Source organism: Microbacterium sp. (assembly GCF_052099035.1).
In the GTDB taxonomy this organism is placed as follows: Bacteria; Actinomycetota; Actinomycetes; order Actinomycetales; family Microbacteriaceae; genus Microbacterium.
In genome coordinates this window covers 1-13,194 of sequence record NZ_JBQDSX010000006.1, presented here as the reverse complement: position 1 = coordinate 13,194, position 13,194 = coordinate 1, and the positions used below count along the sequence as shown (strand labels likewise).

The 13,194-nt window shown below is 65.2% G+C and carries 9 protein-coding genes; all 9 read left to right on the top strand.

The features are described 5' to 3' along the window. The first annotated feature begins 32 nt into the window (after positions 1–32). A complete protein-coding gene (locus tag ACTIAO_RS03090) occupies positions 33–1,013 on the top strand; it encodes a carbohydrate ABC transporter permease (protein ID WP_441904801.1) in 981 nt (326 codons plus the stop codon). Then, positions 1,010–1,846 (top strand): carbohydrate ABC transporter permease, encoded by an 837-nt coding sequence (locus ACTIAO_RS03085; RefSeq protein ID WP_441904800.1) that lies wholly within the window; start codon positions 1,010–1,012, stop codon positions 1,844–1,846. The genes ACTIAO_RS03090 and ACTIAO_RS03085 overlap by 4 nt, the downstream gene beginning before the upstream one ends. Further along, complete coding sequence (locus tag ACTIAO_RS03080; protein ID WP_441904799.1) at positions 1,843–3,321, top strand: glycoside hydrolase family 3 protein; 1,479 nt, start codon at positions 1,843–1,845, stop codon at positions 3,319–3,321. The genes ACTIAO_RS03085 and ACTIAO_RS03080 overlap by 4 nt, the downstream gene beginning before the upstream one ends. A 380-nt stretch (positions 3,322–3,701) precedes the next feature. Beyond that, positions 3,702–4,073, top strand: a complete 372-nt coding sequence (locus ACTIAO_RS03075; RefSeq protein ID WP_441904798.1) for a helix-turn-helix domain-containing protein — start codon at positions 3,702–3,704, stop codon at positions 4,071–4,073. A gap of 168 nt (positions 4,074–4,241) precedes the next feature. Then, entirely contained in the window at positions 4,242–5,921 is a 1,680-nt protein-coding gene (locus tag ACTIAO_RS03070) for an ABC transporter substrate-binding protein (protein WP_441904797.1), read from the top strand. A gap of 77 nt (positions 5,922–5,998) precedes the next feature. Beyond that, positions 5,999–7,003: an ABC transporter permease gene (locus tag ACTIAO_RS03065; protein ID WP_441904796.1), complete on the top strand. Its 1,005-nt coding sequence runs from the start codon at positions 5,999–6,001 to the stop codon at positions 7,001–7,003. Further along, a complete protein-coding gene (locus ACTIAO_RS03060) occupies positions 7,000–7,947 on the top strand; it encodes an ABC transporter permease (protein ID WP_441904795.1) in 948 nt (315 codons plus the stop codon). The genes ACTIAO_RS03065 and ACTIAO_RS03060 overlap by 4 nt, the downstream gene beginning before the upstream one ends. Position 7,948: 1 nt before the next feature. Then, complete coding sequence (locus ACTIAO_RS03055; RefSeq protein WP_441904794.1) at positions 7,949–9,787, top strand: ABC transporter ATP-binding protein; 1,839 nt, start codon at positions 7,949–7,951, stop codon at positions 9,785–9,787. Positions 9,788–10,004: 217 nt separating this feature from the next. Continuing rightward, positions 10,005–13,194, top strand: a 3,190-nt coding sequence (gene rpoB, locus ACTIAO_RS03050) for a DNA-directed RNA polymerase subunit beta (RefSeq protein WP_441904792.1), incomplete at its 3' end; no start/stop codon positions are given.

The window sequence follows — 13,194 nt, the reverse complement described above, 5'->3', positions numbered from 1 at the left end:
CCCAGTAACGACAAGTTAGGCAGTATCCCTTGATGTCGACGGTGCATGCACCGCTGCCGACACCCACGGAGGCGGGGAAGACCCCCGCCTCCGTGGCCGGTGGCCGCCGATCCAATCGGTTCACTCTGATGGCCAAGTCACGGCCGTGGCTGCTTCTCGCGCCCGGGCTCATCATCCTCGCGGGGCTGATGCTGTGGCCGCTCGTGCAGGTGTTCATCTTCTCGCTGCAGGACTACGGCCTGCGCGAGATCAACACCGGTGAGAACAACTGGATCGGGTTCGCCAACTACATCGAGGCGCTCACGGACTCCACGCTGTGGACCGTCGTCCTCCCCAACACCGTCGGATTCGCCGCCGTCTCGGTGCTCGCAACAGTCGCCGTCGGCACGCTCGTCGCCCTTCTGCTACAGCGGCTCGGCAAGACCTGGCGTCTCATCGTCTCCAGCTGCATCATGATCGCCTGGGCCATGCCCGCGGTCACGGGCACCTACGTCTGGACTTTCATCTTCGATGCCGACCGCGGCATCTTCAACGACGTCCTGCTCAGCCTCGGCCTCATCGACGGGCCGGTCAACTGGTTCACCAACCAGTGGTCCTTCTACGCGATCGTGCTGCTGAACGTCGTGCACCACGGCTTCCCGTTCGTCGCGATCACCGTGCTCGCCGGTCTCCTCGGGGTCTCGAAGGAGATGCTGGAAGCAGCCGCCCTCGATGGCGCAGGTGCCTGGCGTCGCTTCTGGAGCATCGTCTTCCCCACTCTGCGCCCGGTCTTCGCCGTCGTGATCATCCTGTCGACCATCTGGGACTTCAAGGTGTTCGCGCAGGTGTACCTCATGCCTGGCGGATCGGGATCGAACCGGTCAGTGCTCAACCTCGGTGTCTGGTCGTATGTCGAGTCGTTCGGCCAGAACCGCTACGGCTTCGGTGCGGCACTCGCCGTGCTGCTGACACTCGTGCTGGTCGGCATCACGATCGTGTACATCCGCTCGCTCATGAAGGAGGACGAACTGTGAACGCGAACAAGAAGTCCCTCCTCTCCCGCTTCGGTATCGGGATCGCCGTCGCCGTCGTCCTCGCCTTCACGCTCTTTCCGGCGTACTGGATGATCTCCAGCGCATTCGATAAGAACGCCTCCAGCGGTGGACGCTCGTTCATCCCCGCGGAGTGGACGCTCGATCACTTCGTCTTCGTCTTCCAAGAAGGCGGGTTCGGCACGTACCTGCGAAACTCCGCGATCGTCGCGCTGGTGACCGTGCTGGTGAGCGCCCTGGTGTGCCTGCTCGCGGCGGTCGCCGTGGCGCGCTTCAAGTTCAAGTTCCGCACCGTGATCCTGATGATGATCCTCATCGTGCAGATGGTGCCGCTCGAGGCGCTCGTCATCCCGCTGTTCCTGCAGGTGAAGAGCCTGGGCCTGCTCAACAGCATCCTGGGTCTGATGGTCGTCTACGTCGCGCTCTCGCTCGCCTTCGGCATTTGGATGCTGCGCAGCTTCGTCGCCGCCGTCCCGGTCGAACTCGAGGAAGCGGCGTACATCGACGGTGCGAGCTGGTGGCGGATGTTCCGCTCGGTGCTGCTGCCGCTGGTGATGCCGGGCCTGGTCGCCACCTCCATCTTCAGCTTCATCACCGCCTGGAACGAGTTCATCTTCGCCATGACGATGCTCGGCGGCGCCGAAGACCAGTTCACGGTCGCGATCGGTCTGAAGTCGTTCTTCGGCCTGCACTCGAATGACTGGGGCAGCATCATGGCGGCATCCACGATCATCACGATTCCGGTCATGATCTTCTTCGTGATCGTGCAGGGGCGTCTTGCCAGCGGCATGACGGCGGGAGCTGTGAAGGGATGACCGACGAGCTCACCCGGCTGGCCAACAGTGTGCTGTGGCCGGGTTTCTTCGGGACCCGCATGCCGGCCTGGCTGCGCGACGCACTCGAGCAGGAGCTCGCCGGAGTCGTCTACTTCGGCCAGAACGTCTCGTCCGATCTCGCGCTCCTCAGCGGCGAGATCCACGCGGCGAATCCGGATGCCCTCATCGGGATCGATGAGGAGGGCGGCAGCGTCACACGCCTCGAGGTCGCGACCGGCTCGACCCTTCCTGGTGCAGCCCAGCTCGGCATCCTCGATGACATCGGTGCGAGCGCGAGCACCGGCGCGGAACTCGCCCGGCGCGCCCGTGAAGTCGGCGTCGACGTGGTGCTGGGACCCGTCGCCGACGTGAACACCGACCCGCGAAATCCCGTGATCGGCGTGCGTTCCTTCGGTGCGGATGCTGCGCGCGTCTCCCGTCACGTCGCAGCGACCGTGCAGGGGCTGCAGAACGGCGGGGTTGCTGCGTGCGTGAAGCACTTCCCCGGCCACGGCGACACCCATCTCGACTCTCACCATGCGCTGCCGGTCATCACGCTCGATCCGTCCGAGATCGAGGAGGTGCATCTCGAGCCGTTCCGCGCCGCGATCGCCGCCGGTGCGGACACGATCATGACCGCGCACATCGTCGTTCCCGCGTGGGGCGAGCAGCCCGGGACGCTGAACCCCGTCGTCCTCGGACGATTGCGCGAGATGGGTTTCGAGGGCGTCATCATCACTGATGCGCTCGACATGGCCGCCGTCCGCGAATCGGTCGGTCTCGGCGGCGGAGCCGTGCAGGCCCTCGCTGCGGGAGCCGACCTGCTCTGCATCGGCAACCCGACGAATCCGGGAGACGCCGCCGCATCCGACCAGGACGAACGCGACTTCCTCGCCGCGCGCGACGCGATCGTGGTTGCATTGCGTGACGGCACGCTCGCCCGCGAGCGGGTCGAGCAGGCCCGTGATCGCGTGCGTGCGCTGGCTGCGAAGCTACGTGCCGCCACACCCGCCCAGGCGCAGCCGTTCGATGGAGCATCAATCGTCGCCCGCTCGTTGGGCGTGACGGGCGAGCTGGATGCCGCGGCATCCGCTCTTTCGGTCATCGATGCGCGCCGACGTTCGACTCTCGCGGTCGACAGCGCCGCGTCGTACGTCGCCGATGCCCTGGCGGGCGACGGCTTCCGCGTGCGCCTCGACGTCACGCGAGCGACCGAGACGGAACGGGATGCCGCGCTGGATGCGGCGATCGCCGCCACTGCGGCAGAGGGGCGGCTCGTGCTGCTCATCGACCGCCCGGATGTGGATGCCGACCAGCGCGCCCTCATCGAGCTCGCAGCTGCCCGAGCCCCGGAGGCCGTGGTCGTGAACGTGGGGCTCGCCGCGCAGCATCCACTGCCGTTGCCCGTGATCGAGGTCGCTGCCGCGAGCCGCGTCGGCGCCGAGGCGGCCCGCTCACGCCTCCTGACACCCTGACACACCTTCACCATTCTTATAACGCGCGTGTTATATTGGAGCGTGTGGAAAGTTGTTGATCACCCAGACGCCAAGGGAGAGTACATTGCCCTCAATGCGCGGGAAGCCGTGGCAATCGATAACGCGGTGCTCAAGCTCCGGACCCTGGGTCCGACTCTCGGCTACCCGCACAGCAGCGACGTAAAGCATACGGAGAAGCTCCGTGAGCTCCGACCACGAGGCGGAAGAAGTCCTGTTCGGGCTTTCTATCGGCAATTCGAGGACACCTTCGTCATCGGAGCCTATGGTCCAGAGGCTCAACACAACCCGAAGGGTTTCAAGAAGGCCTGTAAGGACGCGGTTGCTCGACTCAATCAGATCACGACTAAGAAAGGATCGTCATGAACTTGTCCAACCTGGAAAGCCACCAGAGCATTCAAGAAGATCGCCGCGCGACCGATCCTGAGTACACAGCTGAGGCAGATCGCCTTGCGCTTGCTGACGCAGTGAGCGTTGCCGTCGTGCGCTATCGCACGAACCACAAGCTCTCGCAGACAGAGTTCGCGAAGAAGCTCGGCTGGAAGCAGCCCCACGTCGCCCGGCTTGAGAGCGGCGATGTGACACCCTCACTGGAGTCCCTGCAACGTCTGGCTCGCGCCGGTGTGATCGAAGTGCAGGTCAAGCGCCAGGGCACCATTGTGAAGAGCATTGGTGTGAAACGCGATCGGCGGCCGACGGTTGGCGAGAAGAGCATGGTCGCTGGCGCAGCCTGAGCAGTGAGGCGTGGAGCGAGAGCGTTACCGAGCTGATACCGGATCGCAACACGAATACGTTTGGATTCCAGGTGCGGGCTGGGTAGCGTCGATGCATCACGTGTCACGAGAACGACGACGCTCTCGGAACGCGCAAGGAAGCGCCCCACTAGGGAAGGTACACACAGCATGATCACTACATCTATGCGCAGGCGACGAGGACTCACCGCCGTCACCGGCACCGCGATCGCGGCGATGCTGCTCGCGGGCTGCGTCGCCAGCGACCGCGGAGACGACTCCGGCGACGGCGGAAGCGCCGACGTCGACAGCACCTTCGTGTTCGCGGCGTCCTCGGACCCCGCCAGCCTTGACCCCGCCTTCGCGCAGGACGGCGAGACCTTCCGCGTCTCCCGGCAGATCTTCGAGGGCCTCGTAGGCACCGAGCCCGGCACCGCCGACCCCGCTCCGCTCCTCGCCGAGTCATGGGAGTCCGCCGATGACGGCATGTCGCACACCTTCACGCTGAAGGAGGACGTGACCTTCCACGACGGCACCCCGTTCAACGCCGAGGCCGTCTGCGCGAACTTCGACCGCTGGTACAACTGGACCGGCCTTGCCGCCTCCGAGGCGTTCGGCTACTACTACAACAAGCTGTTCCACGGCTACGCGGACTCCCCCGAAGACGCCGTGTACAAGTCCTGCACGCCCGACGGCGACTACTCGGTCACCATCGACTTGAACAAGCCGTTCGCCGGGTTCGTCCCCGCGCTCTCGCTCCCCGCGTTCTCGATGCAGAGCCCGGCCGCGCTGGCCGAGTTCGGCGCTGACGAGGTCGGCGGTTCGGCAGAGGCGCCGCAGCTGTCCGAGTACGCCATGGGCCACCCGGTCGGTACCGGCCCGTTCCAGTTCGACGAATGGGCACCGGGTGAGCAGCTGACCCTGAGCTACTACGGCGACTACTGGGGCGACAAGGGGCAGATCGACGAGATCATCTTCCGCACGATCGATGACCCGACCGCGCGCCGCCAGTCCCTTGAGGCTGGCGACATCGACGGCTACGACCTGGTCGGCCCCGCCGACACGGCGGCTCTCGAAGAGGACGGCTTCACCATGGTGTCGCGTCCGCCGTTCACGATCCTCTACCTGGCGTTCAACCAGCAGGTTCCCGAGCTGCAGGACCCGAAGGTCCGTGAGGCGCTCTCGTATGCGATCGACAAGGATGCACTGATCAGCCAGGTGCTCCCGGAGGGCACGCAGAAGGCGACCCAGTTCATCCCGCCGGTTGTCAACGGCTACAACGAGGACGTCACCACGTACGACTACGACGTCGACAAGGCCAAGGCGCTGCTGGCTGAGGCCGGCTACGACGAGTCCAACCCGCTGAAGCTCGACTTCAACTACCCGGTCAACGTCTCGCGCCCGTACATGCCGGACCCCGAGCAGATCTTCACGGTGCTCTCCTCGCAGCTCGCCGAGGTGGGCGTGGAGACCACCCCGGTCTCGGAGGAGTGGGTCGAGTACCTCGACCGCACCACCGGCACGTCGGACCACGGCATCCACCTGCTCGGCTGGACCGGTGACTACAACGACACCGACAACTTCGTCGGCGTCTTCTTCGGTGCGCAGAGCTCGGAGTGGGGCTTCGACAATCCTGAGCTCTTCACGGCCCTGGCTGATGCCCGCGGCGTCGCGGACCTCGACGAGCAGACCGGTCTGTACCAGGACATCAACGAGATGGTCGCGGAGTTCATCCCCGGCGTCCCGCTCGCGCACCCGGCACCCACGCTGGCCTTCGACCCCAGGGTCGAGAGCTTCCCGGCGAGCCCGGTGAACGACGAGGTCTTCAACGAGATCGTCCTCACGAAGTAAGGGTTCTCGCGTCACACCCCTCCGCGCTCTGCGTCGGAGGGGTGTGACGCCCTTACCCGAAATAGACGGAGTACTTCTTGCTGCGCACCATCGGCAGGCGACTGCTGTTTCTCATTCCCACTCTGTTCGGGCTCAGCATCCTGCTGTTCGCCTGGGTCAGAGCTCTCCCCGGTGGACCCGCCGTCGCTCTTCTCGGAGAGAAGGCGACCCCGGAAGCCATCGAGCGCGTGAACGAGCTCTACGGGTTCGACAGGCCGCTCATCGAGCAGTACTTCATCTGGATCGGACGGCTCCTTCAGGGTGATTTCGGGTCGTCGATCCAGACGAACCGCCCCGTGCTGGAGGAGTTCCTCCGGCGATTCCCCGCAACGATCGAACTGTCGATCGCGGCGCTGATCATCGCAATCGGCGTGGGCGTTCCGCTGGGCTACTGGGCCGCACGTCGGCACGGCAAGTTCAGCGACCACTCCGCGGTCATCCTGAGCCTGGTCGGCATCACGATCCCGGTGTTCTTCCTCGCGTTCATCCTGAAATACATCTTCGCGGTGCAACTGGGCTGGCTCCCCGCCGACGGCAGGCAGAGCCCGCGAATAGACGCCACTCATCCCACCGGGTTCTATGTGTGGGACGGCATCATCACGGGCGAGTTCGATGCTTCATGGGATGCCATCCTGCATCTGATCCTGCCGGCGGTCGCCCTCGGCACCATTCCGCTGGCGATCATCGTCCGCATTACCCGGGCCAGCGTGCTCGAGGTGCAGAACGCCGACTACGTGCGCACCGGCCGAGCCAAGGGCGTCTCCAGCTCCACGCTGCGCGGACGTTTCATCCTGCGCAACGCCCTGCTTCCGGTCGTCACCACGATCGGTCTGCAGACGGGCCTGCTGATCTCGGGGGCGGTGCTCACGGAGACCGTGTTCGCCTACCCCGGTATCGGATCGTTCCTGGCGCGCGCGATCTTCACCCGTGACTTCCCGGTGCTGCAGGGCTTCATCATCTTCATCGCGATCGCGTACGCGCTGATCAACCTCGCCGTCGACGTCTCCTACAGCCTGATCGACCCGAGAGTGAGGGTCCAATGAGCATTCCACTTCCTCCCGCGCAGGGTGGCACCCTCGACACCGCCACCATGCTGCAGACCGATCTGAAAGATGGCGGCGGCGGATTCTGGCGCGACGTTTTCCGACGCCTCCGCCGCAACCCGACGGCCTGGATCGGCGCGGTCATCGTCGTGCTGTTCGTGCTCGTCGCGGTCCTCGCGCCTCTCCTGGCGCCGTACCCCGAGACCGCCCTTCCCGGAGCACGCGACATCACCCCGACCCACATTCCCGGTCCCGGCGAGATCGCGGGCTTCCCGCTGGGCCTCGACCGCTTCGGCGGCGACGTGCTGTCCAAGCTCATCTGGGGAGCCAGGGCATCCCTTCTGGTCGGTGTCATCTCCACCGCGCTGGGGCTCGTCGGCGGCATGGTGCTCGGGCTGCTCGCGGGTACCTTCGGCGGCTGGGTCGACACGCTCATCATGCGCATCGTCGACATCATCCTGTCGGTGCCGAACCTGCTGCTTGCCGTCTCGATCGCAGCGATCCTCGGTCAGACGCCGTTCGCGGTGATGATCGCCATCGGTGCCTCGCAGGTGCCGATCTTCGCCCGACTGCTGCGGGCATCGATGCTGCAGCAGCGCTCGAGCGACTACGTACTCTCGGCGCAGACGCTCGGCCTCGGCCGCGGCCACATTACGATGTCGCACGTGTTGCCCAATGCGATCGGTCCCGTCATCGTGCAGGGCACGCTGACTCTCGCGACCGCCGTCATCGACGCCGCGGCGCTGTCGTTCCTCGGACTCGGCGGCGGACGCCCCGAAACGGCCGAATGGGGCCGGATGCTGACCTACGCGCAGAGCGAGCTCGCGATCGCCCCATGGCTGGCGTTCTTCCCCGGCATCTGCATCGCCGTCACCGCGCTCGGCTTCACGCTGTTCGGTGAGGCGCTGCGAGAATCCATGGACCCGAGAACGAGGGCGCGCTGAGATGGCTGAGAAGGAAGAGAAGAGCATGGATGCTCCGCTGCTGTCCGTCCGCGACCTCGCGGTGGACTTCACCACGATGGACGGGGTCGTCCACGCCGTCGAGGGTGTGGACCTCGAGATATCTGCGGGGGAGACCGTCGCGATCGTGGGGGAGTCGGGCTCAGGCAAGTCGACCACCGCGATGGCCATCATCGGACTCCTCGCCAGTGGCGGGCGCGTCGCCGGCGGCAGCATCAGCCTCGACGGGCGCGACATCTCGAACGCGTCCGAGAGCGAGCTGCGCGGCATCCGGGGCCGGGACATCGGGCTCGTCCCGCAGGACCCGATGTCGAACCTCAATCCGGTCGCGAAGATCGGCACGCAGGTGGCTGAGACGCTGCTCGCGCACGGGCTGGCGAACCGCCAGAACGTGTCGAAGAAGGTCGTCGAGGCGCTCGAGGCGGCAGGGCTTCCGGATGCCGCGAAGCGGGCCAAGCAGTATCCGCACGAGTTCTCCGGGGGCATGCGTCAGCGTGCGCTCATCGCGATCGGGCTGGCGTGCAAGCCCCGCCTGCTCATCGCCGACGAGCCCACCAGCGCGCTGGACGTCACGGTGCAGCAGACGATCCTCGACCAGCTCGGTGCGATGACACGGGAGCTCGGCACCGCCGTGCTGCTCATCACCCACGACCTGGGACTCGCCGCCGAGCGCGCGGAGCGCGTGATCGTGATGCACCGCGGCAAGGTCGTCGAGCAGGGCGACGCGAAGCAGATCCTCGAGGATCCGCAGCATCCCTATACGAAGTCTCTGGTCGCGGCCGCACCGTCCGTCGCCGTCGCGCGCCTGCAGCCCGATGCGTTCGCGACGCCCGCTGGGGAGGCTTCGACTCTGCGTTTCGACTCGCCTTCGGCTCGCTCAACGAACACCGCTCGCTCACCCCGTTTCGTCTCCGACGGCTCCGCCGCCTCCGCTCAACGACCCGCGGGGAGTGACAAACCTTCTGACGGGTCGTTGAGCGAGCGCAGCGAGACGAAACGGGTTGAGCGAGCCGAAGGCGAGTCGAAGCCATCCCCCGACAACATCGTCGAGATCGAGCACCTCACCAAGGTGTACCCGGTGCGCGGACGCGGCGCGGACTTCGTGGCGGTCAAGGATGTCTCGCTCACGATCCCGCGCGGCGAAACCGTCGCGATCGTCGGCGAATCCGGTTCCGGAAAGACGACAACGGCGCGGATGCTGTTGAAGCTGATCGATCCGACCGAGGGCGTGATCCGGTACGAGGGCAAGGACATCCAGTCACTCAACCGTGCGGACACCCGGGATTTCCGGCAGCGCGTGCAGCCGATCTTCCAGGATCCGTATTCGAGCCTGAATCCGATGTTCACGATCGAGCGCCTGATCGGCGAACCGCTCGACTTCTACAAGCGGGGCAGCAGTGCCGAACGCCGCAAGCGTGTGCGGCAGCTGCTCGACGATGTGGCGCTGCCGCAGTCGATGCTGCGGCGGTATCCGTCCGAACTGTCCGGCGGCCAGCGCCAGCGCGTCGCGATCGCACGGGCTCTCGCGCTCTCACCCGATCTGATCGTCTGCGACGAGCCGGTATCGGCATTGGATGTTCTGGTGCAGGACCAGATCCTGACGCTGCTCGGCGATCTGCAGCGTGAATACGGCCTGAGCTATCTGTTCATCTCGCACGACCTCGCGGTGGTGCGGCTGATCAGCGACTACGTGTGCGTCATGAAGGACGGCGCGCTGGTGGAAGCGGCGACGAGCGAGGAGATCTTCACGAATCCCCGCGATCCGTACACGCGTCGCCTGCTCGCCTCGATCCCCGGCAATGAACTGGGCATCGCCTCCTGACCGCTCCCTGAGCTTGTCGAAGGGGCTTGTACCGCAGCATCCGGAATTGGTCAAGGATTGAGCTTGCCATGTCGGGAAATCAGACGTATAGTTGTTCTTTGCGCCTCCTTTCTCCCTGCCCTCATATGGTGGTCGGCAGACGTTGAGCATGTGAGTGCGCACTCCACCTGACACAAAGGAATCGAGAAGCCCCGCGGGGCTCACGGAGGTTATTCCCTTGGCTGCTGCTCCCAACGCATCCACATCCACCACCAACAAGAACGGACGCGGAGCATCGCGTCTTTCGTTCGCCAAGATCTCCGACACGCTGACGGTCCCTGACCTTCTCGCGTTGCAGACCGAGTCATTCGACTGGCTCGTCGGCAATGACACGTGGAAGGCCCGCCTCGCCGAAGGCAAGAAGGCCGGCCGCAAGGATCTCAACGAGTTCAGCGGTCTGGAGGAGATCTTCGAGGAGATCTCCCCGATCGAAGACCTCAGCGAGACGATGCAGCTGAGCTTCACCAACCCGTACCTCGAGCCTGAGAAATACTCGATCGACGAGTGCAAGGAGCGCGGCAAGACCTACGCCGCCCCGCTGTACGTCGAGGCCGAGTTCATGAACCACCAGACCGGTGAGATCAAGACTCAGACCGTCTTCATGGGTGACTTCCCCCTGCAGACCACCAAGGGAACCTTCATCATCAACGGCACCGAGCGTGTCGTCGTCTCCCAGCTGGTGCGCTCGCCCGGTGTCTACTTCGACAAGACGCCCGACAAGACCTCTGACAAGGACATCGTCTCCGCACGTGTCATCCCGAGCCGTGGTGCATGGCTCGAGTTCGAGGTCGACAAGCGCGATCAGGTCGGCGTGCGCATCGACCGCAAGCGCAAGCAGTCCGTCACCGTGTTCCTCAAGGCTCTCGGCATGACCAGCGAGGAGATCCTCGCAGAGTTCGCCGGCTTCCCCTCCATCGAGGAGACGCTCGCCAAGGACACCATCCTCACCAAGGAAGACGCCCTCCGCGACATCTACCGCAAGCTCCGCCCGGGCGAGCAGGTCGCAGCCGAGGCCGCTCGTGCGCTGCTGGACAACTTCTACTTCAACTCCAAGCGCTACGACCTCGCGAAGGTCGGCCGCTACAAGATCAACCAGAAGCTGGGCCTGAACCAGCCGCTGGACTCGTCGGTGCTCACCGTCGAAGACATCGTCGGAACCATCAAGTACCTCGTGCGTCTGCACCGCGGCGACGAGACCTTCCCGGGTCTGCGCGGCGGCAAGAAGGCCGAGATCCGCATCGCGACCGATGACATCGACAACTTCGGCAACCGTCGTATCCGCGCTGTGGGCGAGCTCATCCAGAACCAGGTCCGCACGGGTCTGTCCCGTATGGAGCGCGTCGTCCGCGAGCGCATGACCACGCAGGACATCGAGGCCATCACGCCGCAGACCCTGATCAATGTGCGCCCTGTCGTCGCCGCGATCAAGGAGTTCTTCGGAACGTCGCAGCTGTCGCAGTTCATGGACCAGAACAACCCGCTCGCGGGTCTGACCCACAAGCGCCGCCTCTCGGCGCTGGGCCCTGGTGGTCTGTCCCGTGACCGCGCCGGCGTCGAGGTGCGTGACGTTCACCCGTCGCACTACGGCCGCATGTGCCCCATCGAGACTCCTGAAGGCCCCAACATCGGTCTGATCGGATCGCTCGCGACCTTCGCACGCATCAACTCCTTCGGGTTCATCGAGACCCCGTACCGCCGCGTCGAGAACGGTGTCGTCACGGACGACATCGACTACCTCACCGCGTCCGAGGAGAATGACTTCAACATCGCTCAGGCGAACGCGAAGCTCGACAAGAACAAGAAGTTCGTCGAGAGCCACGTGCTGGCACGCCCGAAGGGCGGCAGCGGTGAGGTCGACATGTTCGAGCCCGCCGAGATCGGCTACATGGACGTCTCTCCGCGCCAGATGGTGTCGGTGGCGACCTCGCTCGTGCCGTTCCTCGAGCACGATGACGCTCAGCGTGCGCTCATGGGCGCCAACATGCAGCGTCAGGCTGTGCCGCTGCTTCGCAGCGACTCCCCGCTGGTCGGAACCGGTATGGAGGGCTATGCAGCCGTCGACGCCGGCGATGTCCTCACCGCCGACAAGGCCGGTGTCGTCACCGAGGTCTCCGCAGACCGCGTTGTGCTCCAGCTCGACGAGGGCGGCACGCAGGAGTACCACCTGCGTAAGTTCGACCGCTCGAACCAGGGCACGTCCTACAACCAGAAGGTCGTCGTCTCGGCCGGTGAGCGCGTCGAGGTGAACGAGGTCATCGCTGATGGCCCCGCCACCGAGAACGGCGAGCTCGCACTCGGTAAGAACCTGCTCGTCGCGTTCATGACGTGGGAGGGCTACAACTTCGAGGATGCGATCATCCTCAGCCAGGACCTCGTGAAGGACGACACGCTCTCATCGATTCACATCGAGGAGTACGAGGTCGACGCCCGCGACACGAAGCTCGGCAAGGAGGAGATCACTCGTGACCTCCCCAACGTCAGCCCTGAGCTGCTGAAGGACCTCGACGAGCGCGGCATCATCCGCATCGGCGCCGAGGTTCGCCCCGGCGACATCCTCGTCGGCAAGGTCACGCCCAAGGGCGAGACCGAGCTGTCGGCCGAGGAGCGCCTGCTCCGCGCGATCTTCAACGAGAAGAGCCGCGAGGTTCGCGACACGTCGCTGAAGGTGCCCCACGGCGAGCAGGGAACCGTCATCGCGGTCAAGGAGTTCGACGCGGAAGAGGGCGACGACGAGCTCGGCTCGGGCGTCAACCGCCGCGTCGTGGTCTACATCGCTCAGAAGCGCAAGATCACCGAGGGCGACAAGCTCGCGGGCCGCCACGGCAACAAGGGCGTCATCGCGCGCATCCTGCCCGAGGAGGACATGCCCTTCCTCGAGGACGGCACGCCGCTCGATGTGGTCCTCAACCCGATGGGTATTCCGGGCCGCATGAACTTCGGTCAGGTTCTCGAGGTGCACCTCGGCTGGATCGCCCAGCAGGGCTGGAAGATCGAAGGCAACCCCGAATGGGCTGTCGACATTCCCGAGGAGTACCGCGATGTCGAGGCCGGCACGCCGGTCGCGACGCCCGTGTTCGACGGTGCCGAGGAGGTCGAGGTCCGCGGACTTCTCGAGTCGACGAAGCCCCGCCGCGACGGCCAGACTCTGGTCGACGGAACCGGCAAGGCGAAGCTCATCGACGGACGCACCGGCGAGCCGTACCCGTACCCGATCGCGGTCGGTTACATGTACATCCTGAAGCTGCACCACCTCGTCGACGACAAGATCCACGCGCGTTCGACGGGTCCGTACTCGATGATCACCCAGCAGCCGCTCGGTGGTAAGGCGCAGTTCGGTGGACAGCGCTTCGGTGAGATGGAGGTGTGGG